Annotated in this window: 20 protein-coding genes, 10 tRNA genes, 2 pseudogenes and 1 riboswitch; of the genes and pseudogenes, 4 read left to right on the top strand and 28 right to left on the bottom strand. The window is 45.0% G+C overall.

All coding sequences use genetic code 11. The annotated features are described in order from the left end of the window. Positions 1–55: 55 nt before the first annotated feature. The 5 genes from ssuD to ACWJJ4_RS09650 form a co-directional block, all read right to left on the bottom strand. Positions 56–1192, bottom strand: a complete 1137-nt coding sequence (ssuD, locus tag ACWJJ4_RS09670) for an FMNH2-dependent alkanesulfonate monooxygenase (RefSeq protein WP_048368061.1) — start codon at positions 1190–1192, stop codon at positions 56–58. Positions 1193–1216: 24 nt separating this feature from the next. Next, the gene (locus tag ACWJJ4_RS09665) at positions 1217–2050 is read right to left on the bottom strand and encodes an ABC transporter permease (RefSeq protein ID WP_146276391.1); all 834 of its coding nucleotides are present in this window, start codon (positions 2048–2050) and stop codon (positions 1217–1219) included. Further along, the gene (locus tag ACWJJ4_RS09660) at positions 2050–3039 is read right to left on the bottom strand and encodes an aliphatic sulfonate ABC transporter substrate-binding protein (RefSeq protein WP_454021621.1); all 990 of its coding nucleotides are present in this window, start codon (positions 3037–3039) and stop codon (positions 2050–2052) included. Before ACWJJ4_RS09660 ends, ACWJJ4_RS09665 begins: the two co-directional genes overlap by 1 nt. Positions 3040–3054: 15 nt before the next feature. Beyond that, a complete protein-coding gene (locus tag ACWJJ4_RS09655) occupies positions 3055–3822 on the bottom strand; it encodes an ABC transporter ATP-binding protein (RefSeq protein WP_146283692.1) in 768 nt (255 codons plus the stop codon). Between the two features lie 222 nt (positions 3823–4044). Further along, positions 4045–4974, bottom strand: coding sequence for an amidohydrolase family protein (locus tag ACWJJ4_RS09650; RefSeq protein WP_454021620.1), 930 nt, complete (start codon positions 4972–4974; stop codon positions 4045–4047). Between the two features lie 256 nt (positions 4975–5230). Here ACWJJ4_RS09650 and katA point away from each other — a divergent pair, with 256 nt between their 5' ends. Beyond that, complete coding sequence (katA, locus tag ACWJJ4_RS09645; RefSeq protein ID WP_003155420.1) at positions 5231–6676, top strand: catalase KatA; 1446 nt, start codon at positions 5231–5233, stop codon at positions 6674–6676. A gap of 71 nt (positions 6677–6747) precedes the next feature. Here the strand turns inward: katA and ACWJJ4_RS09640 are convergent, their stop codons facing one another. The 6 genes from ACWJJ4_RS09640 to ACWJJ4_RS09615 all read right to left on the bottom strand — a co-directional run bounded on the left by ACWJJ4_RS09640 (position 6748) and on the right by ACWJJ4_RS09615 (position 12535). Next, positions 6748–7713: an ABC transporter ATP-binding protein gene (locus ACWJJ4_RS09640; RefSeq protein ID WP_454021619.1), complete on the bottom strand. Its 966-nt coding sequence runs from the start codon at positions 7711–7713 to the stop codon at positions 6748–6750. Further along, positions 7706–8692, bottom strand: coding sequence for an ABC transporter ATP-binding protein (locus ACWJJ4_RS09635; protein WP_454021618.1), 987 nt, complete (start codon positions 8690–8692; stop codon positions 7706–7708). Before ACWJJ4_RS09635 ends, ACWJJ4_RS09640 begins: the two co-directional genes overlap by 8 nt. Next, positions 8689–9594, bottom strand: coding sequence for an oligopeptide ABC transporter permease (gene opp4C, locus ACWJJ4_RS09630; RefSeq protein ID WP_058906657.1), 906 nt, complete (start codon positions 9592–9594; stop codon positions 8689–8691). The genes ACWJJ4_RS09635 and opp4C overlap by 4 nt, the downstream gene beginning before the upstream one ends. A 12-nt stretch (positions 9595–9606) precedes the next feature. Then, a complete protein-coding gene (locus ACWJJ4_RS09625) occupies positions 9607–10563 on the bottom strand; it encodes an ABC transporter permease (protein ID WP_007610211.1) in 957 nt (318 codons plus the stop codon). Between the two features lie 68 nt (positions 10564–10631). Further along, positions 10632–12353, bottom strand: coding sequence for an ABC transporter substrate-binding protein (locus ACWJJ4_RS09620; RefSeq protein ID WP_454021617.1), 1722 nt, complete (start codon positions 12351–12353; stop codon positions 10632–10634). 2 nt (positions 12354–12355) lie between these two features. Then, positions 12356–12535 (bottom strand): FbpB family small basic protein, encoded by a 180-nt coding sequence (locus ACWJJ4_RS09615; protein ID WP_058906655.1) that lies wholly within the window; start codon positions 12533–12535, stop codon positions 12356–12358. A gap of 254 nt (positions 12536–12789) precedes the next feature. Here ACWJJ4_RS09615 and ACWJJ4_RS09610 point away from each other — a divergent pair, with 254 nt between their 5' ends. Continuing rightward, positions 12790–14145: an FAD-binding oxidoreductase gene (locus ACWJJ4_RS09610; protein WP_071392594.1), complete on the top strand. Its 1356-nt coding sequence runs from the start codon at positions 12790–12792 to the stop codon at positions 14143–14145. A gap of 40 nt (positions 14146–14185) precedes the next feature. On the opposite strand, the gene thiC is transcribed toward ACWJJ4_RS09610, so the two are convergent. Both thiC and ACWJJ4_RS09600 read right to left on the bottom strand, forming a co-directional pair. Further along, complete coding sequence (gene thiC, locus ACWJJ4_RS09605) at positions 14186–15958, bottom strand: phosphomethylpyrimidine synthase ThiC (protein WP_069473211.1); 1773 nt, start codon at positions 15956–15958, stop codon at positions 14186–14188. Between the two features lie 121 nt (positions 15959–16079). Next, positions 16080–16190: riboswitch (TPP riboswitch) on the bottom strand. Positions 16191–16258: 68 nt separating this feature from the next. Continuing rightward, on the bottom strand, positions 16259–16951 hold the full coding sequence (locus ACWJJ4_RS09600) for a Type 1 glutamine amidotransferase-like domain-containing protein (RefSeq protein ID WP_454021649.1): 693 nt from the start codon (positions 16949–16951) through the stop codon (positions 16259–16261). A gap of 88 nt (positions 16952–17039) precedes the next feature. Between ACWJJ4_RS09600 and ACWJJ4_RS09595 the strand changes: the two are divergent. Continuing rightward, positions 17040–17216: pseudogene (locus ACWJJ4_RS09595) on the top strand (spore coat protein); the annotation flags it as partial. 47 nt (positions 17217–17263) lie between these two features. Here ACWJJ4_RS09595 and ACWJJ4_RS09590 read toward each other — a convergent pair. After that, a complete protein-coding gene (locus tag ACWJJ4_RS09590; protein WP_454021648.1) occupies positions 17264–17467 on the bottom strand; it encodes a hypothetical protein in 204 nt (67 codons plus the stop codon). A 162-nt stretch (positions 17468–17629) separates the two neighbouring features. On the opposite strand from ACWJJ4_RS09590, the pseudogene ACWJJ4_RS09585 reads away from it, so the two are divergent. After that, positions 17630–17918, top strand: a pseudogene (locus ACWJJ4_RS09585) (sporulation protein); the annotation flags it as partial. 292 nt (positions 17919–18210) lie between these two features. Here ACWJJ4_RS09585 and ACWJJ4_RS09580 read toward each other — a convergent pair. The 14 genes from ACWJJ4_RS09580 to ACWJJ4_RS09515 form a co-directional block, all read right to left on the bottom strand. Continuing rightward, positions 18211–21426 carry an AAA family ATPase gene (locus tag ACWJJ4_RS09580; protein WP_454021616.1) on the bottom strand — a complete coding sequence of 1072 codons (3216 nt, stop codon included), beginning with the start codon at positions 21424–21426 and terminating at the stop codon, positions 18211–18213. Further along, positions 21407–22114, bottom strand: a complete 708-nt coding sequence (locus tag ACWJJ4_RS09575; RefSeq protein WP_454021615.1) for a hypothetical protein — start codon at positions 22112–22114, stop codon at positions 21407–21409. The genes ACWJJ4_RS09580 and ACWJJ4_RS09575 overlap by 20 nt, the downstream gene beginning before the upstream one ends. Next, a complete protein-coding gene (locus tag ACWJJ4_RS09570; protein WP_454021614.1) occupies positions 22062–23483 on the bottom strand; it encodes a hypothetical protein in 1422 nt (473 codons plus the stop codon). The genes ACWJJ4_RS09575 and ACWJJ4_RS09570 overlap by 53 nt, the downstream gene beginning before the upstream one ends. Continuing rightward, positions 23459–24772, bottom strand: coding sequence for a hypothetical protein (locus ACWJJ4_RS09565; RefSeq protein WP_454021647.1), 1314 nt, complete (start codon positions 24770–24772; stop codon positions 23459–23461). The genes ACWJJ4_RS09570 and ACWJJ4_RS09565 overlap by 25 nt, the downstream gene beginning before the upstream one ends. Positions 24773–25095: 323 nt before the next feature. Further along, positions 25096–25177, bottom strand: a tRNA-Leu gene (locus ACWJJ4_RS09560). Between the two features lie 246 nt (positions 25178–25423). Next, positions 25424–25512: transfer RNA gene (locus ACWJJ4_RS09555), tRNA-Leu, on the bottom strand. Between the two features lie 7 nt (positions 25513–25519). Continuing rightward, positions 25520–25590 (bottom strand) — tRNA-Cys (locus tag ACWJJ4_RS09550). 6 nt (positions 25591–25596) lie between these two features. Then, positions 25597–25671, bottom strand: a tRNA-Gly gene (locus tag ACWJJ4_RS09545). Positions 25672–25725: 54 nt separating this feature from the next. Further along, positions 25726–25797: transfer RNA gene (locus tag ACWJJ4_RS09540), tRNA-Gln, on the bottom strand. Between the two features lie 9 nt (positions 25798–25806). Continuing rightward, positions 25807–25882 (bottom strand) — tRNA-His (locus ACWJJ4_RS09535). A gap of 29 nt (positions 25883–25911) precedes the next feature. After that, positions 25912–25985 (bottom strand) — tRNA-Trp (locus tag ACWJJ4_RS09530). A 10-nt stretch (positions 25986–25995) separates the two neighbouring features. Then, positions 25996–26080, bottom strand: a tRNA-Tyr gene (locus ACWJJ4_RS09525). A gap of 11 nt (positions 26081–26091) precedes the next feature. Further along, positions 26092–26164: transfer RNA gene (locus ACWJJ4_RS09520), tRNA-Thr, on the bottom strand. 3 nt (positions 26165–26167) lie between these two features. Beyond that, positions 26168–26243: transfer RNA gene (locus tag ACWJJ4_RS09515), tRNA-Phe, on the bottom strand. Positions 26244–26304: the final 61 nt, after the last annotated feature.

Raw genomic sequence — 26304 nt, 5'->3', positions numbered from 1 at the left:
CCGGAAATGAATCCGCAGAAAGCGCCCGCCGTCAATGATCCGCCTTGCGACGTCATCAGACTGTCGCTTTATTTCCTCTTGCAAAATGGTCGTTTCCCATTGCTTCACCCAGTCTGCGCTCAAGCTTTTTAGTCCGTTCATTCTGAAACGGCAGAAGCGGAAACACGAGTTCAGCCAGATAATAAGCTTCTTCCAGATGCGGATAGCCTGAAAAGATAAACGACTCAATGCCGAGTGCCTGATACTCTAAAATTCGATCAGCGACAGTCTGCGGATCACCGACAAGCGCCGTGCCCGCTCCGCCTCTGACCAGTCCGATGCCGGCCCAGAGATTCGGGCTGATCTCAAGCTTCGAGCGGTCACCGTTATGAAGATCGGCCATCCGTTTTTGTCCCGATGAATCAGCGCGCCGGAGCGCAGCCTGCGCTTTCGCAATTGTCTCTTCGTCTAAGTGGCTGATTAATCGTTCAGCCGCTTCCCATGCCTCTTCCTCAGTCTCCCGGACAATCACGTGAAGTCTGATGCCAAAACGCATCGTCCTTCCTTCCTTGGCAGCCTGTTTTTTAACGGTTTCAATCTTTTCTTTTACCTGCTCCGGCGGCTCTCCCCATGTTAAATAGACATCTGTATGTTTCGCCGCAGCCTCAATTCCCGCCTGTGATGAACCGCCGAAATATAATGGCGGATGCGGAGACTGTTTTGGCGGAAACAGGAGGTTGCTGTTTTCCACTTTGATATGGTCCCCTTCATATGTCACCGTTTCGCCCCGCATGAGTCCGCGCCAGACGGTTAAAAATTCCTCAGTCGCCTTATAACGTTCATCGTGGCTGATAAACATGCCGTCTCCCGCCAGTTCATAAGGATCTCCGCCTGCTACGACATTTACAAGCAAACGGCCGTCTGACAGCCGGTCCATTGTCGACGCCATTCTCGCGGCGACAGACGGCTGCATCAGTCCCGGCCGGACCGCCACTAAAAATTTCAAGTCACTCGTTTCCCCCGCTAAAGCGGCAGCCGTCAGCCACGGGTCTTCACATGATCTCCCCGTCGGCAGCAGAACCCCCGTATACCCGAGTCTGTCCGCCGCCTGTGCCACTTGCTTAAAATAAAGATGATCCGCCGTTCTCCCTCCCGTTTGCGTCCCTAAATACCGGCCGTCACCATGCGTCGGAATAAACCAAAGAATCTCCATATGAATCTCTCCTTTTTTAATAGGTTACCCTTCATAACTGTTCCGCCATTTTAATAGTTTCCGCTCGAGCATTCTGACCAATGCATCTGTCAGCTTGCCGACAGCCGCAAAAATGATAATGCCGACAAACACCTTATTTGTCTGTGAAAATTGTCTCGCATCCATAATCATATAGCCGACGCCCGCGCTCGATCCCATCAGTTCCGCCACCACAAGGCCGAGCCACGCAATACCGAGAGAGAGCCGGATGCCGAGCAGGATATTCGGCAGAGACGCCGGAAGAATCAATTTCGCCATCTGCTGATACCAGTTAAACTCCAGCACCCGGGCGACATCAAACAGCTTTGCGTCCACGCTGCGGATTCCGAGAAACGTATTAATGTATACAGGGAAAAAAGCCCCCAATGCGATCAGCAGAATTTTTGATGTCTCATCAAATCCGAACCACAAAATAAACAGCGGGGTCACCGCCAAGTGCGGAACCGTCCTGAGCATTTGCAGAGACGGATCGAGATACGCTTCCGTCCGCTTTGAGAAACCGACCAGCAGCCCGAAAACAAGTCCGAGGCCCGCGCCAAGCAGAAATCCGGCAGCCGCCCGGTATAAACTGATCTCTAAATGACCCCACAGCTCACCTGAAAGAAGAAGTTCCTGAAACGTCTGCAAGATGACGACAGGTGACGGGAGCACCGTTGCAGAGACGATGCCCAGACTTGCGATAAACTGCCATACTGCGATGACCGCAGCCGGGAGTACAATCCCTTTCATCCATTGGTATGAATACTTCCGGGATCTTGCCAGAGCTTTCTTTTCTGATTGGCTTATTGCGCCGGCAGCCGTTGGTGCTTCTGCTTTCATTACTTGCCATCCCCCGTTTCACGCGCTTTTTTAATAAATGAATTGTCGACAACGTCTTTTACATGAATTTTCTTACGAATCGCTTTTGTTCGATATTGAAAATCAGCGGTTTCCTGCTGGGCTTTGACAATATCATCATTGATCGGTTCATTGAGAGGCTCAGTATTGTTAAGCACGTTTCTGACGACTTTCGGATCAAGATGTTTGATTTTCGCATATAAGGAGACGGCTTCATCTTTGTGTTCCTTTTGCCATGTAACTGCTTTATTGAACACTTTCAGAAAACGGACAACCTCATCCGGGTGTTCTTTGGAAAATCCCGTTCTGACTAATGTGAAACCGGGAGAATATAAATCTGTGCTTTCTCCGTTCGCCAATATTTCCGCCCCGTGCTGCAGCGTTTCAATCGACAAATACGGCTCCCAAATGGACCATGCGTCAACTGACTTGTTTTCAAAAGCGGAAACCGCCTCATCAGGCTGAAGCTGGATGAGGGTGACGTCATCGGCGGAAAGCCCCGCTTTATCTAAAGCTTTATAGAGGAAATCAAAGCCGCTGCTGCCTTTGGCTACGGCGATTTTTTTACCTTTCAATTCTTTCAGGCTCTGAATCCCGCTGCCCTTGTTTACGAGAATGCCGTTTGCCTTTAATCCGTCCTGAGACAGCCCGATCTCTTTAAAATCAATTCCTGCCGCCTGACCGGAAATGACCGGTGAATTGCCGACCTGGGAAAAATCAAGCTTATCGGCGGCAAGACCTTCAAATTGCGGAGGACCGCTTTGGAATTCGACCCATTTTACTTTTATTCCGTCTTTTTTGAAGGCCTCTTCAAACCAGCCTTTTTCCTTGGCAATGAGAAGCGGGCTTAAACTCTGCTGGATGCCGATCCGGATTTCTTTCACCGTTTTCCCGCTCCCCCCTGTCCCGTCTGCACTGCATCCGGCTGACATCATGACTGCTGCGGCTAAAAGAATGATGATTTTTTTCACTTCGCTTCGTCCCTTCTATATCCCGGACCCGTCCGCAAACCGGAGGTCTTCCGTTTTCTCAAATTCAGCAAGCACCTTCTGCCGGACGGCCTGAAAATCAGCTGACGTCCGATTGCGCGGATGCGGAAGCTGAATCGGCACCAGACTGTGCAGCCGGCCGGGCTTTGCCCTGAGAATTGCCAGCTTATCGCCTAAATAGACGGATTCGTCAATATCATGCGTAACCAGAATCATCGTCGTTTTTTTCTCGCGCCATATATCAAGCAGCACATCCTGCAAGTGTTTTCTCGTAAAAGCGTCAAGCGCTCCGAACGGTTCATCCAAAAGCAGCACCTCGGGCTCACGCAACAGGGCTCTGGCGATGGCGACCCGCTGCGACATGCCGCCGGATAATTCGCGCGGATAAGCGTCCTCTGCTCCCTGCAGCCTGACAACCTCAATCAGATCATCCACTTTTTGACGAACGGCCGGGTCGTTCATATTGAGATCGGCAGCGATGTTTTGTTTCACCGTCAGCCAGGGAAACAGCCGGTGCTCCTGAAAGATAAATCCCTGCCGGATGCCCGGTCCCGACACATTGCGGCCGTTTATTGCGACAGAGCCTTTATAATCGGTATCAAGACCGGCAATCAATTTTAAAAGCGTGCTTTTGCCGCATCCGCTCGGCCCGATGACAGTCAAAAATTCTCCCGATGCAATTGACAGCTCAATATCATTCAGCACCGGTGTTTTCCGGCCTTCATGCTCAAAAGCTTTTTCTTGTATGCTGATGGTTACAGCCATCTGTCTTCCCCTCTCTTTCTGCCGCATGCGATCGAAAAACAAAAAGGCCCCCATCTCCGTTGCTTGTAGAGATGAGAGCCTTCGGCGGTCCGATCAGCTGCCCGTTTGTTTTTAAATTTGAATATCATGTTAATTCAAATTATTCCGACTTGTCAACTGTTTTTTGTAAGAATTAAAAATGCGCCCTCTGGCATAAACCTGCCAAAGAGCGCATCAGCTGTATCACGTATTTATTTCCTTTTGCGGCTGGTCGATTTTCAGCAATGTCCGCGCGTTGTTGCCGAAAATGTTTTCTATATCTTCTTCCCGCATATTGATTTCCCGGCAGGTCCTCACCTGCTCCTGAAGATATCTGTATACATATCCTCTCGGAAATCCGTTCGAATCCGTCCCGAAGATGATCCGATCAGCACCGATTAATTCAGATGTCTTTCGAAACAGAATTTCCAAATCAAGCGGGTACGGCATCCACCTCATCCACTGATTTGAGCCGGACGTGTCAATATACACATTCGGGCAGCTCCAGCACAGCTGCAGCAGTTCCTGATAATATCCGGCGCCGAAATGCGGAATGATGAACGGTATATCAGCATACTCTCTCGCGACGCGATAGATGGAGAGCGGGTTGATGTTGCGATGGCTGACAATGCCCCCCGCTCTCCCTAAAAGTCCGAAGTGAATTAATACAGGCAGTCTTTTGTCAGCCAAATACGTCCACAGCTTTTTCAGCGACGGATCATGAAACTCGATGTCTGTCAGCGGCCCGAACAGTTTATATCCTTTCAGACCGAGCTCTTCAACCGCTCTTTTCAGCTCCTCATACGCATCCTTTTGTTCCAAAGGATGATATGCAAATCCGGTAAACCTCGCGGGATTGGCTTGAATAAACGCCGCCATCCGGTCATTGCTCTCTGCTGTTAAAAAATTCAGCACGTCAATGCCGTACTTATCTAATTCTTTCTCCCATCTTGTCATCAAAGGGATTTCCCCGTCATCAGCCTCATGCGGATCAGGAAAATCCCAAGTGAGATTCATTCTTTCCGACCGCTCCCGGTTATAATCGGAAAATGTCTTATCGTTTTTGCCGAAATTAAGGCTGTACGGCAGATGACCGTGAATATCGACAGGTTTAAAATGCTGCCGGAAAAGCATACAATCGCCGCCTCCCTTACCGCCTGACAATAAAAAAAGACCCTTATCCAGTGAAGAATAAGAGCCTCTTGTGTCCAAGTCAGCGGTTTCTATTTTTTCTCATATTAAACCCATTATTCCTGTCAGTCAAGTGGTCTTTTAAACCCAAACTTTCTTTCCGATAATAAAAATAATTATTTTATAATCATTATAAAATAATATTGACTTTTTACTGATAGGTGATATTATGTTCTTATAAATCTAAAGAGGTGATCACATGAGTTCAAATAAATTGACAACCAGCTGGGGCGCTCCTGTCGGAGATAACCAAAACTCAATGACGGCCGGCGATCGCGGTCCTGCTTTAATACAAGACGTCCATCTGCTTGAGAAATTGGCGCACTTTAACAGAGAACGCGTTCCGGAGCGTGTCGTTCACGCAAAAGGCGCGGGCGCACACGGTTATTTTGAAGTCACAAATGACGTTACAAAATATACGAAAGCCGCTTTTCTGTCAGAAGTCGGTAAACGCACGCCGCTTTTCATCCGTTTCTCAACCGTTGCGGGCGAACTGGGCTCTAGTGACACAGTGCGCGACCCGCGCGGATTTGCCGTTAAATTTTATACAGAAGAAGGAAACTACGATATCGTCGGAAATAATACACCCGTGTTCTTCATCCGCGATGCCATCAAGTTCCCTGACTTTATCCATACACAAAAAAGAGATCCGAGAACACATCTGAAAAATCCGACGGCCGTTTGGGATTTCTGGTCTTTGTCACCCGAATCCCTGCACCAGGTAACCATTCTGATGTCAGACCGGGGCATTCCGGCGACTCTTCGCCATATGCACGGATTCGGAAGCCATACATTTAAATGGACAAATGATAAAGGCGAAGGCGTCTGGATTAAATATCACTTTAAAACAGAGCAAGGCGTGAAAAACCTTGATGTTAATACAGCCGCAAAAATCGCGGGCGAAAATCCCGATTACCATACGGAAGATTTGTTCAATGCGATTGAAAACGGCGATTTCCCCGCATGGAAATTATATGTTCAAATCATGCCGTTAGAAGATGCAAACACATATCGCTTTGATCCGTTTGACGTCACAAAAGTGTGGTCTCAAAAAGACTATCCGCTGATCGAAGTCGGCCGCATGGTTCTGAACCGCAATCCGGAAAATTACTTTGCGGAAGTAGAACAGGCGACGTTCTCTCCCGGCACATTAGTCCCCGGCGTGGACGTCTCACCTGATAAAATGCTTCAAGGCCGGTTGTTCGCATACCATGACGCGCATCGCTACCGTGTCGGCGCGAACCATCAGGCGCTGCCGATCAACCGTTCCCGCAATGAAGTGAAAAACTATCAGCGTGACGGACAAATGCGTTTTGATGATAACGGCGGCCGCTCCGTCTATTACGAGCCTAACAGCTTCGGGGGCCCGAAAGAGTCACCTGAAGATAAACAGGCGGCATATCCTGTATCAGGTTTCGCTGACAGTGTAAGCTATAATCATCATGATCATTACACACAAGCCGGCGACCTGTACCGCCTGATGAGCGAGGAAGAGCGCGCGCGCCTTGTCGCCAATATCGTCAGTGCGATGAAACCTGTGGAAAAAGAAGAAATTAAGCTGCGCCAGATCGGCCACTTCTACAAGGCTGATCCTGAATACGGCAGACGCGTTGCCGAAGGACTCGGACTGCCGTCACCAAAATAACATCAAAAAACCTGCCGGTCTGCCCGGCAGGTTTTTCCTGTTTATTATCAATAAAACCGTTTTTTTCTCAATTACACGAAGTGGCATGCCGCAAAATGATGAAGCCCTTTTTCTGACAGCGCCGGACTTTTCTCAGCACATATCTTCTTGGCTGCCGGACATCTCGTTCGGAATTTACAGCCTGAAGGCGGATCAGAGGGGCTCGGTATATCACCCTTTAAAATTATCCGCTCCCTTTTCGATCCGGGATCAGGAACAGGCACGGCCGATAACAGCGCTTTCGTATAAGGGTGAAGCGGCCGTGAAAAGAGCTCCTCCTTTGACGCGTATTCCACAATCGTCCCTAAATACATAATGGCGACCTTCGTACATAAGTGCTCCACCACGCTTAAATCATGAGAAATGAACAAATATGACAGCCCGTGCTGTTTTTGAAGGCTGCTGAACAAATTGATCATCTGCGCCTGGATGGAGACATCTAACGCCGCCACGGGTTCATCCATAATGATAAATTGCGGCTTGAGCGCCATCGCTCTTGCAATCACGATCCGCTGCCGCTGCCCTCCGGAAAATTCATGCGGATATCGGTCGATAAAGGTTGCGGAAAGTCCGCAGGCTTCAAGAACCTCCGCCGCTTTATCACGCGCATTCCGCTTCACCGCCAATTGATGCTCGATCATCGCTTCACCGATGGCTTCTCCGATCCGGCGCCGGGGGTTTAAAGAACTGAACGGATCTTGAAAGATGAGCTGCGCTTCCGATCTGAAAGTTTTGAGCTCGCGCCGGCTCATCCGAAACACATCACGCCCCTGAAAAAACACCTCTCCCCCTGTTTTCTCATGAAGCCTCAAAATGGTCTTGCCGATTGATGACTTTCCGCTGCCCGATTCTCCCGCTAAGCCGAACACTTCTCCCTTTCCTATCGTAAAACTGACGCCGTCGACCGCTTTTACGGGTTTTTTATGAGTCTTTCTCATCCCCCCATGCTCCTCGTAATATTTTTTCAGCCCCTTGACCTCCAGCAACACATCACTCATCTGCTTTCTCCTCTCTGTAAAGCCAGCACGCCGCCTGATGCCCCTTCCCGAATTCAGTAAAATGCGGGCTCGATCTCCGGCATATTTCTGTGCTGTGTTCACATCGCTCCGCAAAATAACAAGACGATCCGGACAGGTCCGCAAGCTCGGGGACCTGCCCCGGAATGGTGTAAAGCGTCTCCCTTTTTTGACCGATAACCGGCTTGGCCGCGAGCAGCCCTTTCGTATACGGATGCTTCGGATCAGAAAACAGCTCTGCAACCGGTCCTTCCTCCACAATTTTTCCCGCATACATGACAATCACATAATCAGCCATTTCAGCAACCACGCCAAGGTCATGAGTAATGAATAAAATAGACGTGCGAAATTGCTTTTTCATATCCCGCAATAAATCCAATATCTGCGCCTGAATGGTTACGTCAAGCGCTGTCGTCGGCTCGTCGGCAATGATCAGTTTCGGATCGCAGCTTAGCGCGACAGCCGTCATGATGCGCTGCAGCATGCCGCCGCTCAGCTCATGAGGATATCGGTGCATAACCTGCTCGGCATTCGGGATCTCCACTAACGTGATCAGTTCAACGGCCCTCCGCCATGCCTCTTTCTTACTCAGAAACAAATGTTCGCGAATCGGTTCGGTCAGCTGCTCACCGATTGTAAATACCGGATTCAAAGATGTCATCGGTTCCTGAAAAATCATCCCGATTTCGCTGCCGCGGATTTTCTGCATGTCTTTTGGTTTCAATTCCAACAGATTCCGTCCGGAAAAATGCACTGCTCCCCGTTCGATTCTCCCCGTCTCGGGAATAAGCTGCATAATGGACAATGACGCCATGCTTTTCCCGCAGCCGGACTCTCCTACAATACAAACCGTTTCCTCCTCATGTATCGTAAAGCTGACACCGGCCACGGCCTTTACCGCACCCTCCTCTGTATAAAAAGCCGTTTCCAAATGCCTCACTTCTAAAAGCGGTTTTTTCATTTCATTTTCACCTGCCGTTTTACCTTAGGATCAAAAGCGTCTCTTAAACCGTCTCCAAGCAGATGAATCGCCACAACGGTCAGAAAAATGGCCGTTCCCGGCGGAATCCACAGCCACGGGCGGAGTGTAAAATCCATAAAATGATTCGCCGCTTCCATCATGTTTCCCCAAGAAGGTGTCGGCGGAGCAACGCCAAGCCCGAGAAAACTCAGCGCAGATTCACTCAGCATCGCTCCCGCCACATGCAAAGTCGCCGCTACCAGTAATAACGGCAATGTGTTGGGAAGCAAATGATAGAGGATTTTCCGTTTATCACTAAGCCCCAAAACTTCCGCGGCCATCATAAACGGCTGCTCCTTCAGCGACAAAATCTGTCCGCGTACAAGCCGCGCCAAACCGGGCCATCCGATCAGGCTTAACATCATCATAATCAGGTACATTCTGTATTCAGAAGGCACTTTCCACTCCGACATCACCGCAGCCAAAATCAAAAGCAGCGGCAGGCCCGGGATGGACATGAGCATATCAGCAATGCGCATAATGATCATATCAGCGGCTCCCCGATAAAACCCGGCCGCAGCCCCGAGTAAAGAGCCGATGACAAGCGACAGCACCATTGAAGCAAGCCCCACGGTCAGAGAAATCTGCCCTGCCAGCATCAGCCTCGTCAGCACATCTCTCCCGTACTGGTCGGTTCCAAGCCAATGATGAACCCCCGGCTGCTGATTGGCATTTGAAATATCCGTCCGATCTGTTATGTACGGAGAAAAAGACGGCCCGATAAAGCACAATAAAAACATAAAACATAAGAAAAGAAGACTGATGACCGTCAGCTTATGCTGCAGCAGGCGGCGGTACGTCTGCTTCCAAAGAGAAGGCGGCACCCCTTTTTGTTTTTTCATTCCGAACACCCCCTATTTCAGCCTGACCCGCGGATCAACCGCGGCATAAGCGATATCCGCCAAGAAGTTCCCCACAATCGTTAAACAAGACAAAAACAAGGTAAACGCCATCAAAACCGGATAATCACGATAATGCACGGATTCAAGCTGAATACGGCCGACACCCGGCCACCCGAAAATCTGTTCAATAATGATGGCTCCGGAAAACAGTCCCGGCAGTTCAAAAGCAAGCAGGGTGATGGCCGGAATGAGCGCGTTTTTCAACGCATGTTTCCAGATGACGGTGCGCTCTTTCAATCCCTTCGCTCTCGCCGTTCTGATATAATCCTGTCTGATCACGTCCAGCATGCCGGAGCGGAAATACCTTGTCAGCGAGCCGATGCCGAGCATAGATAAAATCACGACCGGAAGAATCATATGTCTGGCGGCTTCAAGCACGTACGAAAAACCTGTACTCGTGCTGCCGGTATCAATCATCCCGCCGACAGGCAATATTTTCAAATCCACCCCAAACCACTTAATAAACAGAAGGCTGATAAAAAAAGACGGAAACGCCATGGAAGCAAAAACAAGAAACGTCACGATCCCGTCAAACCATGAGTATTTCCTGACAGCGGATATGACACCCGTTATCATCGCGGCTGACCATGTGACAAGCAACGCCAAAAACGCGACAAAAAACGAATTCCAGACATATTTCCGAAGCAGTGACAGGACGTTCTCCTGATATTTCAAAGAAAACCCAAAATCTCCGCTGAGCACATTTCCGAGCCATGTCACATAACGCTGCCAAATCGGCTGATCCAGCCCGTAAAGCGCTTTTAACTCCTTCGCTCTTTCCGGAGTCAGATTTACATTGGAATCAATATAATCGCCCGGCAGCATGGCGAATAAGAAAAAAATAATAAAGGACGTACCGAATAAGATCACAAGCATTTGAATGAATCGTTCTGCGGCATACCGTTTCATAAAAAGCCCCTCCTTTCCGCTGAAAGGGCAAAATCCCCAGGATGCATCGGGTATTTTGCCCAACCGTTCTATCGAATTATGACATTTGAGAGACTTGAACTGATTCCAGAATAATTGTCAGGCTCAAGCCCTTTTATTTTTCCGCTGACCGCCCTTGCGCTCTGACGGTAATGAATCAGAATGTAAGGCGGGTTTTCCCCGAGCTCCCGGTACAGCTGGTGATAAATCTCTTTTCTTTCGCTGATATCAAGCGTGCCGGCTCCTTTCTCTATCAGCCGGTCCGCTTTCGGATTGGAATACCCCGTCACATTATTGGGATGGCCGGAAGCCAGCTTTTCCACCGTGTCATTCGGATCAAGGATCTGCGAGGTGGAAACGGCGGCAAGGTCATATTGTTTGTCATTGATTTTCGCTACTTCTGTATTAAAATCCATCACTTCCGGTTTTAATGAGATTCCGATGTCCGCATAATTTTCTTTCGCTATCGGGATGAAATCATCATCCGCTTTAGACGTGTAATAGCTGATTTCAAGCTTTTTGCCGTTTTTTTCACGTACACCGTCTTTGCCCGTTTTCCAGCCTGCTTCATCAAGAAGCTTTTTGGCTTTTTCAGGGTTAAACGCGTACCGATTGACACCCTTGTCATCATAAGCCCACGAAACCGGAGACACCGGAACATTCGCGACCTCTCCGTAGCGTTTAAAGCGGACATCGACGATTTTTTGACGGTCAAGTCCGTAAATAAGCGCCTGGGACACTTTCTTATCTTGAAAAGGCGGACGCTTGTGATTGACGTATACAAGCCCGTAATCATTCACGACAGATACGCTTATATTGGCAAAACCGAGACTTTTTAAATGCTGAACCGTATCATCATCAGGTGAGAAAGAAGCGTAATCAAGGTCACCCGTTTCAAACAGCTGAAGGGAAGTTGACGGATCGATAATTTTATAAATCAGCTTTTCCGTTTTCGGTTTTCCGGCATAATAGTGTTCATTAGCCTGATAGCGTATTTCCTGTCCCGGAAGGTATTCTGTAAATTGATAAGGTCCCGCTCCGAGCGGTTTGGCATAAAGCTCTTTTAAATAGTCCAGTTTGCCGAATTGATATTTCTTCCCGTAGTAGGCTTCTGACAGCACCTGCCCGCCCAAAAGAAGCAGCGACTTCGCACTGACTTTCTCAGTCGTGATTTGAATGGTTCTGTCATCAAGGACGCGAATGCCCTCTATCGTCTTTGCCTTTCCTTCTTTGTAAGCCTTACCGCCTTTAATATAAGCCGTGGTGATATCTTCATAGCCCGCGTATGCAGGATCATGCAGCAGTGTTAAAGTGAATGCGGCATCCTTTGCGGTCAGCGGTGAACCGTCGCTGAAAACGAGATTTTTTCTTAAACGGAACGTGTATGTAAGCTGATCTTTGGAAATTTTCCAGCTTTCCGCAAGAGCCGGAGCAGGCTTCCCCGTTTTATCCAGTTTGACTAACGGTTCAAAAATAGGATCTGTCGCATTTCCATCCCAGCCGTTTTCGTAAAAGTACGGCAGAAACACGCCGCCCGGCGCGGAAATCCCAGCAACAAAAGTGTCAGTTCTGGCTTTCGATTTAGCGGGAATCGCCGCCGGATGAGAAGCTTTAAATTCCTTTGTCTTGACATGGGCGATACGTGTTTCTTCCTTTTTATCAGCCTCAGATGACGGTTCTTCCCCGGCACTCCCTAACGCGCACCCTGATAACACGATGGATACCGACAGCGCGAGTACCGTTGTTTTTATCCTCCATTTTCTCTCCTTCATCTTTATCGAACCCCCGCATGCTTTTCATCTATCTTTATATAAATCTGCTCCATCTGTTCCTCATTTCTCATAATCTCCCGTTTGTTTTTCTCTACAAGCAGTTCGAAATTCAATGTGTGTTTTCTGTACTTTTTCCGTTTTTTGCTCTTTTTGCGCACATGTGTCACCTTTTTTAAACCCACTTTTCATCCCTCCGCTTTTCATTTAATGACTTTCACGCAAAAAAGGCCCTTATCTGTTTAATAGATAAGAGCCTTCGGTGATCCGATCAGCCATCGTTTGGAAATATGTAATGATTATGTTAATTCATACAATCCCTACCTGTCAACTATAATTTAAAATATCGTGTCCTTCCGGGGGTTTTCCTCATACACTCTCTCATTTTTCCGCATATGCTAGAAAACATAGCAGATTACAAGTGAAAGTGAGTGAGAATGTGGAAAAGACAACATTGACCGGTCGCATCGTCAAAAAAGATGACCCGGACTATAATGCTGCAAGAACCAATATCAATTTAAGCCTGCAAAGATATCCAGACATCATTGTGTTTTGTCAAAACAAACATGACGCCCTCAATGCGGTGAGATGGGCGCGTGAGAACAATGTGCCCTTCCGTATCAGAGGCGGAAGACACAGCTACGAAAATTTTTCTCTGTTAAATGACGGACTAGTCATTGATCTCAGTGAAATGAAGAAAATAAGAGTAAATGAGGATAAGCGGCTGGTCTCGATTGAAGCGGGAGCCGAATTGGGGGAAGTCTACCGGACACTCTGGCGGTACGGCTTGACCCTTCCTGCGGGAACCATTGCGAATGTGGGAATCACGGGGCTGACGCTCGGGGGAGGAATCGGATATTTAACAAGGACTGCCGGACTGACTTGCGATCGTCTCCTCCAGCTCGAAATGATCATAGCGGACGAAAAAGCGGGTGCTGACTTGATCACGGTCAACCGCTCAAAGCACTCTGATCTATTTTGGGCATCTCAGGGCGGAGGGGGAGGCAACTTCGGCATTGTCACATCCATGATGTTTAAAGCCGTGCCGATCTCGTGCGTGTCTGTTTTTTCTGTCACTTGGGGCTGGGATGATTTCGAGGAAGTATTTAACACGTGGCAGCGTTGGGCTCCATTTACAGACAACCGGCTTACCTCATCAATTCAGTTTTGGCCTAAGGAAGTCAACCGCATAGAAGCGCTCGGTCAATTTACCGGGACAAAAGAGGAGCTGAAAGAACTGCTGGCTCCGTTAATGAAAGCGGGAAAACCGACAAGCGGCATGGTCAAGACAGTGCCATTTATTAAAGCGGCAGCCTTTTTTAACAGCCCGGGAGGCAATCAGCCGCAAAAGATGAAGCGGTCAGGATCCTTTATTGAAAAACCATTATCAACACGCGCAATATCCACTTTAAAGCGCTATTTAGAGCACGCTCCGAACGAAAACGCCAGTGTCTGGCAGCAATCTCTCGGCGGGGCGGCCGGACGGATCGCTCCGGACCAAACGGCATTCTACTATCGCAACGCAATCATTGCCCAAGAATATATTACAACTTGGACATCTGCTGAAGAAGAAAGACAAAATGTCCGCTGGATCGAAGGACTGAGAACGTCCCTATCAAGAGAAACGATGGGAGATTATGTGAATTGGCCTGATAGAGAAATCAGAAACTGGCTGCAAACGTATTACGGAGAAAATGTTCACCGCCTCCGTCAAATCAAAACGAAATATGATCCGGAAAATATATTCCGCTTCGAGCAGAGCATTCCGCCGCTTCGCCGTTCACCGTTTTTCTAAAAAAGATGAAGATGGACACACTCCATCTTCATCTTTTCTTTTATTGATATAAGCGGCTTCCCTTCTCTGCAAACTCTTTTGCTTTTTCTTTCAGCCCTTCATTGACGGCCTCGTCTTCAGTAAGTCCGTTTTCCTTCGCATAATCACGAATATCCTGAGAAATTCTCATGCTGCAGAACTTCGGGCCGCACATCGAACAGAAGTGAGCCGTTTTTGCGCCTTCAGCCGGCAGTGTTTCATCATGATATTCCATTGCTCTTTCAGGATCAAGTGACAAATGAAATTGATCACGCCAACGGAATTCAAACCGCGCCTTAGACAGAGCATCGTCACGGATCTGTGCACCCGGATGCCCTTTAGCAAGGTCTGCGGCATGTGCCGCGATTTTGTACGTAATGACGCCTTCTCTTACATCATCACGATTCGGCAGCCCCAAATGCTCCTTCGGCGTGACATAGCAAAGCATCGCCGTCCCGTACCAGCCGATCATCGCCGCGCCGATCGCTGAAGTAATGTGGTCATAGCCCGGAGCGATATCCGTCGTTAATGGGCCGAGCGTGTAAAAAGGCGCCTCTTTACAAATTTCCAGCTGCTTGTCCATGTTTTCCTTAATTTTATGCATCGGCACATGACCCGGTCCTTCGATCATCACTTGCACATCGTGCTTCCACGCAATCTCCGTCAATTCTCCGAGAGTCTCCAATTCCGCAAACTGCGCTTCATCATTGGCATCCGCGATCGAACCGGGACGAAGCCCGTCACCAAGTGAAAAAGCGATATCATAGGTCTTCATGATTTCACAAATTTCTTCAAAATGCGTGTACAGAAAGCTTTCCTGATGATGAGCCAGGCACCATTGCGCCATAATCGCCCCGCCGCGGGATACGATTCCCGTCGTGCGTTTGGCCGTTAACGGGACGTAACGAAGCAATACGCCGGCATGGATGGTGAAATAATCCACGCCCTGCTCCGCCTGCTCAATCAATGTGTCACGATAAATGTCCCACGTTAAATCCTCGGCAATGCCATTAACTTTTTCAAGCGCCTGATAAATCGGCACCGTCCCCACAGGCACGGGGCAGTTGCGGATAATCCATTCACGCGTCGTATGAATGTCTTTTCCCGTGGATAAATCCATCATCGTATCGGCGCCCCAGCGAATCGCCCACGTCATTTTTTCGACTTCTTCTTCGATAGAAGATGTAACAGCCGAGTTGCCGATATTGGCATTAATTTTCACATGAAAATTCCGGCCGATAATCATCGGCTCGCTTTCCGGGTGGTTGACGTTAGAAGGAATAATCGCCCGGCCGCTGGCTACCTCGTCTCTGACAAATTCGGGAGACACATGCTCGCGAATTGCGATAAACTCCATTTCCGGCGTAATGATGCCTTTTCTCGCATAATGCAATTGTGTTACATTTTTCCCCGGCTTGGCCCGAAGCGGTTTCCGCTGCAGGCCGGGGTATTCGGCGGCACGGCCCTCTTTTTTATAGCCGTTGTCTTCAGGTCTCACGGTCCGGCCGTTATATTCTTCTACATCTCCACGCCCGGTAATCCACTTTGTGCGGAGCGCCCCCAGACCTTCATGAATATCAATCTGTACATCCGGGTCTGTATACGGTCCGCTCGTATCATAAACACGGACCGGCGCATTCTCCTCTTCCCCGAACGCCCCCGTTGTCGGACTAAGGCTGATTTCCCGCATCGGCACTCGTATGTCGGGCGAAGAACCTTCTGCATAAACCTTTTTACTGCCGGAAAAGCTCGACATAATGGAAATGTTCGCTTGCTGTACTGATTGATTTTGCATACAAATCTCTCCTTTATCATTTGAATAACAGAACCAAGCTCAGCACCAGCACAAAAAAACCGGGTTCAAAGAAGAACCCGGTTTTGCAGTCAGAAAGAAACTATTATTGTTTTCATCAACAATAATAAAACCTTTACTTCCCCACGCTGGTACGAACCAGATCAGGTCCAAAGGGTTAAGAAGCCGCCGCTTCTCTCTCAGCCCGCTCAGACGGGCACCCCCAGTAACTATTGATTTCGGACTCATCTTAACATAAAACCAATCGAAAAAAAAGTGAAATATAGAAAATATTCAGCTAATTCAACCCAAATATTTGACAGGCAGCGGGATTTCAGATATCCCATGTTCACCCCTCATCACCTGATATGCCTTTGCGTACGGTCTTGAACTCACTCTCTGAAACAGCTGATCATTTATGAAATGGAGAGCCGCTCCATCGTCCGCCGCATAGCCATTGCACAAGAATTCGTTAGCTATCAGCTGGTGGTATGCCGGTCTCCGATCCTTTTCCCCGTCATAATGAGGACAAAAGCTCCCTTGCAAAAAACCTAAACTTTTCATACTGGTCAGCGGCCCGGCTGAATCTGTCACTCCTTCTTCAAACCAGCAGATTGCACCTGCGCTTAATCCGGCTAACACCACACCGCTCTTCCATGCTTCTCTCAGAATACGATCCAATCCCCACTCCTTCCACAACACAAGCATATTCCGCGTATTTCCCCCGCCGACATAAATCACGTCCTTTTCCATTAGAAACGAAGCTAAATCTGTTGACGGCGGCTTAAACAGCGATAAATGAGACGGCACACAATCAAGTGTTTGAAATGCACGATAAAACCGCTGAATATAGTTTTGGGAATCCCCGCTCGCCGTCGGCAAAAAACAAATACGAGGCGACTTTCGCTCTGATTGCTTGATGACATATTGATCGAGGGATAAATTTTCCGGCTCCATCGAGAATCCTCCGCCGCCCATCGCAATAATCTGTTTCATCATCCCGCTTCCCCCGGAAAATTTGTTATTCATTATAGCAGTTGTATACATGCAGAGATAAGTATTTTCTTAACAGACCAGCGTAAAAAAGTATACTGCCGCAATAACAGAAACCACAAATCCCGGCCTTAGAACAGCGTTGCATGATCAATTAGATGCAGCTGTTCATCTGCATGGAGAACTGTCAGAACTCCTGTTGGGAAAAGGTTGGCTCCTGGATAAACAATTTCAGATCGATTCGCTTTTATCTTGCAGAGAACTGTAACAAAGTCATACAAAAAAGACGATGTCTTGAGATCCCGTCTCTTTGTTTTATTTCTCCACTCTTCTTAAAGCCTCATTTACCGTTTCTTTTATAATCGCGTCTTCACCGCTTAATCGCTCTAAATTGAGATCGCCGTTTCTCAGCCTTTCAGAAATATTGTTTATATCCTCCTCTACCGTAATTTGCAGCTCACCGGCCAAAAACATTCTATGTAATTCATCAGCAACCATACTTTCTTTATCCGTTTCAATCCGCTCCTTTGCTTTCTTAGTCTGTCCGAAGGCGGACAAATAATAGAAAAAAAGCATGAATTAAATGAATCTTTTTTCCTCCTTCTTACGTATATCTGTTGAGAAAAAGAAAAAGGGGAAAATTTAACATGTCATTTTAAAAAACTTGCGGCAAGTGCAGGAATCGGTGCCGCAAAAGTAGATACAATTTTAGAGAAAGACGCATATTATCCAGGAGAAGAAGTAAGAGGAACTTGTACATGTCAACGGCGGGAAAATCTCTCAGGACATCCGCTATATTGATTTACAGCTTAACACACGGTACGTCATTGTAAAAGATGATGAAGAGCACCGGAAATACGCTACAATCCATTCTTTCCGAGTCACTGGTTCATTCACCATTCAGCCTGGAGAAGAGCATCAATTTCCGATCTCATTCACCCTCCCTCTTGATACACCGATCACTGTAGGGGATCAAATGTAAAAACCCGTTTCTTATATGAAGAAACGGGTTTTTCAATATACCGGCGGACTGTATTCTACGTTATACACACATTGATGAAAAGCAGCTTCGTATTGTTGTCAATACGTTCTCTAAATCAAGTGACGTTTTTGGTTTATAATAACTCACTATGTATAAAATCCCCACAATAGTGTCCTTTCATAAGTAATAAAATTTAAATTGCAAAAATGAGTCTAACCATCTTCCTGAATATTTGTCCAATAGATGCTCTGGCCAACGAGATCATTTCAATTACTGTAAATCATTTTAGCACTTCTTCACTTCTTTTCACCTTAAAGATCTTACTCTGCGGAATATTGGGATTGTGATGAACAACATATGCTTTAGAAAAACGATATAGGTACTCTGCTTCATGAGACTTAGGAGTTAAGATTATCATTTTCCGCTGTAGTTCCTGTTCATATAACTCAAACACTTTATCTTTACGTCCTTCATCGAGTGCACTATCAAACTCGTCGAGTACGATATAGCCTGGTGTTGCTTGAATCGTTTGTAATAATGCCAAAGCAAATAGTAAGGAACTAAGAGACTCTTCCCCACCAGATACCCCTTTTCCTACTTTGCCGCCTCTTGCTTTAACACTTACATCCTCTAATTTTCCTCGATGTCCTTCTTTACGTGCTTTAATATATAAAGCATAGTGCATTTGATGACGTCGGTCTGTCCTCATATCCCAATCTATCTCCCCTTGAAAGCCAAACAGAGACATATAATTGACAAACTTTTGATTAACACCAATAACTTTACTATTAATTGTGCTTTCTAAGTCTTCTTTTAGACGTTCCATACGCTCTGTATATTCCTCTAACAATAGTTTGGATGTCTTCACTTCTGTTGCGGAACGATCATACTCTTCTTTCATTTTTTGATAATTTTCTGGAGCAGCTTCATCAATCCCTGTTTCATTTGCTGCATGAGAGTATTTAATTTTTCCACTTTCTCGCATGTCTTCTGCCTCAGATTTAGTTACATTAGGTAGTTCTGTGAGCTCTAATGCAAAATCTTTTAATTCCTGTTTTACAGAATCTAATAACCTTTGGATGTCATGTTTGATTGTTGAATAGTTCTCTTCATTCGTTAAATATTCTTCAGACCGATGTTTGATTTGTCTTTCTATTGATTCAATTTCTCGGTCTTTGTACAGGAGGCTATCGTCCAAATCCTCTATGTCCCGATTTAACTTCTTTTCTTCACGTCGCTTCTCATCTAAAAGAGAACCAAGTTGTTCTAACTGTGCATTTTTATTCTTCTTCTCTTTTTCTAACTCAATTAAGTATTGCTTCAATTGGCGTACTTCTGTTATTTTTCCCTTCTCTTTTTCATACTGAATAAAAATTCCCTGATAGTTTTTAAAGGTTTCTACCTTTTGCTTCCAGTCAGCACGCTCTTCATTGAGCCTATTCCACTCTCCCTGAATCTCATCCCTATTTTCCTCGAGTTCAAGTTTTTCATTACTTAGATTGTAATGCTTACTCTTTCGCCATTCTCGTTCAGTTTCTTTTATCAAAAAGGCTTCCGCATCTTTTAAAGATTCTTGTCTGCGAAATAGTGTACTATTTCTATGTGTTAATTCATCTATTTCATTGGATAGAATGCTAATGTCATTGCCAACCCGATCAAGTTCATCTTCTACTTGTAGTTGATAATTTTTCAAAACTTTTTCACTTAGAATAATCCGCTTTTCCTCTTGAGGACCTCTTATCCCTCTCGCATCGAGAAGCACCCCATTTTGAATCTGTGGTTTTTCATTTTCAAAAAAGCTCTTAACCCACCAGAGTGCTTTTACCGCAAGTGGATAAAGATTATTGCTTAATTTATTTTTTATCTGCAAATGTTTACCCGGAAGTTGTGTAATTGTTTTTTTCGGAACAATATTTGGCAATGGGACATGGTATAAATCACTTGGCGCATGAAAATCCTTTTGGTTCACAAACAACGTATACTTTATCGCATCAAACAAATCTTCATCATTCGGCTTAGCTGTTTCATCTAATTCAACAAGCTCCCGCAAAGGATAGACTTCTATATTTCGCTTTTTGAAGTATTGGATAGACACTTCCTGACGAGAACTGTAAACGCGATTCATTCTAAGACTTTCTAGTTCTTTTTCTAAATTGTCTTTTTTAATTATGAGTTTCCCTTTTTCATTTTTTGCATTTTCTAGTCGTTGCTCATTGAACTCCATCTCTTCTTGCACAGCTTGACTACTTTTATATGCATCAATAAGTTTACGCATTTCTTGTTCCCTAGCACTGTCTTGGTCAATCTTCACTTTTAGTTCAGCAATTTGCGGGGTTATGTCATCTAATTTTTGTTTATTTCTTTTCAACAACTGTTGCTTTTCTTCCATTGAAGCATCAATAGAAACATACTTTTCCTCCGCATTAACCAAAGCTTCATTTACTTCTTCTTCAGTCATGCCCATTCGTTCTACTCTCTTCGCAATTTCCTCGATTTCGTTTGAGATAGCCTTCACTTTATCATTATAACTGGTTATCTCTTTCTGCAAATGATTTAGCTCATCGACTAGCCCGATTTCACGGGACTCCATTTGAGTGATTGCTGACTGAAACTTTTCATGCTCTTCTCTCTGGTCTGCTTGTAAAATTAAATCTTGCTGCTTGTCTGTAATTTTCTCTTCTTTGTCTGCTTTCAGTGTCTCTATTTGACCTTTTAAAGTATTCATTTGATTAAGATGATGTTTTTCCAGCCATTTAAGAGCTGAAAGATACTGCTTGAATCCGTCTTCTAACCGCTCATTTCGATTATAATACCTGTCTAATTCCGTTTTCTTTTGGATTAACTGGAGTTTGTTAAGACCTTGTTTACTCTCCGCTTCCTGCAAGGTCTGCTCCGTTTCTTTTACAAGTTCTTTGCTTTCTTCCCAGTTTTTCTGGATTCTATCAATACCATTCATTTCACTGAAAATACGGAAGCGTTCTTCTGGATGCATCACTGCAAATTGGTTTACCTCTTTTTGATACCAAATCAAATAAAATTCATCCGGATCAACAGCATATTTATAGAGAATCTGGTTTTTATATTCAGTAAAGTTAAAGTTCCGATCTCCAGAAGAATATTTCGTTTCCCGTTCCCACTTGTCAATGACTTCCCCCTCTTGAATATAAAATTCTCTTTTTACCGGATCACCCGGTTTCTGTTCAATGTCTAATCGAAACTGCACAAACTGTGGCGCATCAACCTTGATTTGCCCATCATTTTTAAACAGCAATTCAATCTTTGCTCGCCACGTTTGGTCTGTTGGAAGGTTGTTTGACTTTAACCCTTCAAGATCAACTTTACTTGAATAAAGAACGCCGCCCATACAAAACGTAACCGTTGATTTTCCAGCACCATTTGGTCCAGATATTAAAATATGGTGATCTTTATCAGAGAAATCCATAACTGTCGACGTATAATCCCGTATTCCTGAAAATTTAAGTCTCCATGGTATCATTACTTGTGCCTCCATTCATATTGTAGCGTTTAAAGAACCGTAAGATATCATCCATGTGCAACTGATTCGATTGACTAAACTCGGTGTATCTTCGTAAAAAGGAATTCGAAAACAAATTAGCACCGATAGATGTAAGTTGATAGGCTTCTTCCTCTGAGTTCGAATCATATAATTCAATTGCCCCAATCTTTTTCAGCGGATCCAAGTTAGCTTGAATTTTTCGTGTTACCTGCAATGATTCGTGACCAAAACTATTAATCAATTGGGAAAAGAGTGTATATTCATTCTGTAGTACTTCTTGGTGATAAAAAATAAACATGAGAATAGCTAGACTTTCTTTATTTAATAGTGTTTTTGCTTGTTTTGCGGGCACACGCATGAGGGCTACCACTTGATTTCTCCGCTCATCATAAATCACTTTCATATAACGACTAACAGCTTGGTTTACTCGCTTGAGAAAAGAAAAAAATGCTTGATCATCATCTGTAATTCCAATTAGTTTTTCTACTTCCTTACGTGAAAGTCCAAAATTCCCACTTCGAATTGTAGCAGACGATGAGAACAGGATTTGCATAAATGCAAGCTCTTCCTCTGTAGTTAAAAATCCTTTTATCGATTGTAGGGTTGCTAATGGATTAACGTTCGTGATTTCTTCCTCGTTTTCTAATTCCATATGTTCCTTGTTCATCCTCACCCCACCTCCAGTCACGTTGATCTTTGTTATCGGACAGTTTCTTTTTCGCATGTTCATCAATGTCAGCTTTTTTATTGGCCACTAGTGCTGAAACACCAATTAATCCGTTGAGTACGTCACTCCATTTGGATGATCCAGACCGAATAATTAGTTCGTCAAGGCCAGCTTCTTCTACTTCCTCCAGATATGCTTCAATTCGCTCTGTGTGTATCATTTGTTTCGTCATTTGCCATTTCGAATCACCCATTATTTCATCCAACTGATCTTCCATTATTTCTTCTGTGCCTGGAAATTCTTCTTCCACTGTTTCCTCTATCTCTTCTGTAATAGGTTCATAGTTTTCGATATAGTTAATTCCCTCATCAATGGCCCTCGGTGATAACGGGCTGGCAAATTTCACTGGCGCCCATAGACCATCTATTTTTTCGTCCTCGTATTGTCCTTGTTCCATGAAACTTAGTATTTGATGTGCATTCGGTATTTCAGAACCAAGGGGCGGATCAAACGATTTTATAATGAACGTGCGAAACTCTTCTGGCCGGATTCTATGATTAAAATCCGTTTCTTGTAGGTGGGCGAACTTTAGAATTTTATTAATTGTCCCAAGGCTAATTTTTGTCCCATCACTAATCGCAGCCGTACCTCGTTGTTTTATATCGGAAAACACAAGCTCTTGATCTACTGTTTCAAATTTTTCCATTCGTTCTGCCATCTTACCTTCTAGCTCTGTCATCAGATGATGAATCACTTCTACTTGTGTTAATGCATTTCGGTCTGCTAAATACTCAAGCTCCCTCTCATGGAGAAGCAATACAGCTTCTTCCACGTTTTTAATCATACTAGCAAGCTTATTCCCACCAGAAATCCCTTTATCATCATATGCTTCACTTAGTTCTGCATCTCTTTTTGCTTGAAAGAGAGACCTTGCCACATCATCATTAAGATAATACGCAAGAGAATCATTAGCTAAACGAATCAGTACATCCATCATTCGTTTTCCTACATCACGCATTTTAATTCGTTTTGCTGTTTTTGCTACCCAATTGAATTTTCCCAAAACGAACACAAGATGTTTCATGTAACCTTGCGTAATTGCTTCATCATAGCCATATACATTGCGATAGCGATAAAATAATGTTCCCTCGTTTTCAATTGGTTCTGCGATACCGAGTGCTTCTTGATTAATAATATTTAACACTCGGAGGAAACGAAGTACGTGGATTGGTGACTGAAAATATTCCTTATCACTTAATTCCGTTAATACACCCGAAAGTTGTGCAATATCACGCATCGATTGTAGTAGCTCAGGTTTATCATCTGTAACATCAAAGATCGAAATTAATGATTGATCCACTTTTTCCACAGCTCTGCTCCTCCAATTTCTTGTTCCTGCTCTTCTTTCCTCATTTGTATGGATTGTTGGTATTTGTTTGCAAAAGTTTCCCATTCAGTCACCACGGTTAATGGTGGTACTATCCACTTTGTTAGGACATGTTCATCCTGTGTTAACTTATATAATTGCTCGGCAATCAGATAACCTGCTTCATCAACGTCGGTCCAAATAATAACTTGACTGACACACGTTACTACTTGCGAAATTAGTAGTCTATGTGCAGACCTAACTTGTCCATCCACACCCAATACAAAGCTTTTCGTATCTCTTAAAAATTCTTCCTCGTAGGCCATACGTATTAACACGCCTCTATTTTCAACCAGCCACAACACATCTGCATCCGTATTAAATGTCTCGGAAAAAACAGCTAGATCTGTTGTTGCGTGGACAGTACCATAACAATAATCCACGTAGTCCCCTTGCATTGGCCCAGTAAAAAACAATGGTGTAATTGTCCCCATACTTGCCAGACCTAACAATTGAATTGGGCGATGAAGGAGGTTTTCTGTTTCTTCAATAAATTCCTTTTTATAAGCATCAAACTGCTTTGATCCACCTATCATCCGATAGTAGGTAGCACCTATTTGCTTCCAATCAAAATGTTTTTCAGTACATGCCAGTTGGTATAAAGCAATCAAAAAATGTAGAAATACTACTTGTTTCCTTAAACGCCAAGAAGGATGAATACTCTTAATTAATTTTGCCTCTCCAGCTAAAACCCTTTCTGTCTCACTTGCAATTTCATCTATGTGCTTGGCTAATAGGGAAACAACATCTGCGCGCTGGTCTTGTTCAAAACCTGGCACATCGCTACGCCTGGCAACTTCCCACTGCTTATTCCAATCAAGTATCCAGTTTCTACTCTCCTTTTCTGCTTCAGCTTCTGCCTTTAAGCTCAGTTGATAAAGTATAAAGCCCATTCGATATCGTTCTGTTTTTACTGTTCTCTCATCTTTTTCTAAACGAATTTCACGAATTATCCACCCAAAACGAATCCATTCATAGGTTTCATCAGAAAGATCAACCTGCTTTTTCGTATTCGGACTTTTAAAACTGTTGGTTAGTTTTGTTGGAATTTTATCTATTCCCTGTAAGTCCGTATTAATCCCAATCATTAGCCTTGCAACAGTCCTTCTTGTTCTCGCCGTTCGCTTAATTACCGGTATATGAATAATGCCGTTCTCTTCCGATGCGTCACTAACATGTAAACTCTCATTTTTTAATACAATATGGTATTGCAAATAATCTTGTAACTCCACAGAAACCAAGGTACAAACCCCCTCTATTATTCCTTTATTTTACCATGGGTCTAGGTGGTAGTACGATGGGGTAGGAAGGGAATATTAGGAATTCACTTAATGGTAAGTCGTAACCTTTATTTGAACGAATATCCTTCATGTCATCCATTTCTTCACTTCCATTATTTTATCCATCGGTGCAAACACATTTATGTAAATTAAAATTTTCAATACTAATTCTTTTATACTTATAATAGATCTTTTAACTATAACAAAAAAAGACAGGGAATTACTCCCTGTCTTTTTCTATAATAGTATTTAATAAATTTTGTACTTAGATTGTATACCGGTGGCCGGGGTCGAACCGGCACTCCAGAAGGAACACGATTTTGAGTCGTGCGCGTCTGCCAATTCCGCCACACCGGCATATAATGTGTCGTGTTCAACCGACGTATATAAATATAACATGCATTTTATAAAGTGTCAATGGTTTTAGTAAAGTTTTTTCAAATGGTAATGCAGTATATACGATACAAGCAAGAAACTTATATTGATAGTCTTCACGCTTTTATTATATAAAAAAAGCGACCTGCAATATGCAAATCACTCTCATATATGTTTTATAATAATATAATTGATGACCAATTTAACATAATTCGCTCAAAGTTAAATTGGTGCCGAGGGCCGGACTTGAACCGGCACGGTAGTCACCTACCGCAGGATTTTAAGTCCTGTGTGTCTGCCAATTCCACCACCCCGGCAATAGAAAGGCGACACCCGGATTCGAACCGGGGATAAAGGTTTTGCAGACCTCTGCCTTACCACTTGGCTATGCCGCCGTAATTTGGAGCGGAAGACGGGATTCGAACCCGCGACCCCCACCTTGGCAAGGTGATGTTCTACCACTGAACTACTTCCGCAACATGTAAAAAGAACTTATTACATCTTATGCTGTTGTTTTTAAAAAAATGCAACTGGGCTAGCTGGATTCGAACCAACGCATGACGGAGTCAAAGTCCGTTGCCTTACCGCTTGGCTATAGCCCAATGATAATATGGGGCGATTGATGGGAATCGAACCCACGAGTGCCAGAGCCACAATCTGGTGCGTTAACCACTTCGCCACAACCGCCATAATCTGAAGATGAATAAATAATATAGTGGCAGGGGCAGTAGGAATCGAACCCACACCGGAGGTTTTGGAGACCTCTGTTCTACCGTTAAACTATGCCCCTATTTATAAAATGGTGGAGGGGGGCAGATTCGAACTGCCGAACCCTGAGGGAGCGGATTTACAGTCCGCCGCGTTTAGCCACTTCGCTACCCCTCCATCATTTAGAGTGCCGGCCAGAGGACTTGAACCCCCAACCTACTGATTACAAGTCAGTTGCTCTACCAATTGAGCTAGACCGGCAAATGGTGGCTCGGGACGGAATCGAACCGCCGACACACGGATTTTCAGTCCGTTGCTCTACCAACTGAGCTACCGAGCCTTTTTATAAATGGCGGTCCGGACGGGACTCGAACCCGCGACCTCCTGCGTGACAGGCAGGC

Source organism: Bacillus sp. JK62 (assembly GCF_053663455.1).
The sequence above is the reverse complement of the archived record's forward strand: the minus strand, read 5'-3'. Positions and strand labels throughout refer to the sequence as shown.

Excerpts from the sequence above, each read along its gene's own strand:
- ACWJJ4_RS09655 (WP_146283692.1), bottom strand. The coding sequence starts at position 3,822 with ATGGCTGTAACCATCAGCATACAAGAAAAAGCTTTTGAGCATGAAGGC.
- ACWJJ4_RS09580 (WP_454021616.1), bottom strand. The coding sequence starts at position 21,426 with ATGATACCATGGAGACTTAAATTTTCAGGAATACGGGATTATACGTCG.
- ACWJJ4_RS09635 (WP_454021618.1), bottom strand. The coding sequence starts at position 8,692 with ATGAAAAAACCGCTTTTAGAAGTGAGGCATTTGGAAACGGCTTTTTAT.
- ACWJJ4_RS09640 (WP_454021619.1), bottom strand. The coding sequence starts at position 7,713 with ATGAGTGATGTGTTGCTGGAGGTCAAGGGGCTGAAAAAATATTACGAG.
- ACWJJ4_RS09620 (WP_454021617.1), bottom strand. The coding sequence starts at position 12,353 with ATGAAGGAGAGAAAATGGAGGATAAAAACAACGGTACTCGCGCTGTCG.
- ACWJJ4_RS09625 (WP_007610211.1), bottom strand. The coding sequence starts at position 10,563 with ATGAAACGGTATGCCGCAGAACGATTCATTCAAATGCTTGTGATCTTA.
- ACWJJ4_RS09665 (WP_146276391.1), bottom strand. The coding sequence starts at position 2,050 with ATGAAAGCAGAAGCACCAACGGCTGCCGGCGCAATAAGCCAATCAGAA.
- thiC (WP_069473211.1), bottom strand. The coding sequence starts at position 15,958 with ATGCAAAATCAATCAGTACAGCAAGCGAACATTTCCATTATGTCGAGC.
- ACWJJ4_RS09600 (WP_454021649.1), bottom strand. The coding sequence starts at position 16,951 with ATGAAACAGATTATTGCGATGGGCGGCGGAGGATTCTCGATGGAGCCG.
- katA (WP_003155420.1), top strand. The coding sequence starts at position 5,231 with ATGAGTTCAAATAAATTGACAACCAGCTGGGGCGCTCCTGTCGGAGAT.
- opp4C (WP_058906657.1), bottom strand. The coding sequence starts at position 9,594 with ATGAAAAAACAAAAAGGGGTGCCGCCTTCTCTTTGGAAGCAGACGTAC.
- ACWJJ4_RS09575 (WP_454021615.1), bottom strand. The coding sequence starts at position 22,114 with ATGAACAAGGAACATATGGAATTAGAAAACGAGGAAGAAATCACGAAC.
- ssuD (WP_048368061.1), bottom strand. The coding sequence starts at position 1,192 with ATGGAGATTCTTTGGTTTATTCCGACGCATGGTGACGGCCGGTATTTA.
- ACWJJ4_RS09650 (WP_454021620.1), bottom strand. The coding sequence starts at position 4,974 with ATGCTTTTCCGGCAGCATTTTAAACCTGTCGATATTCACGGTCATCTG.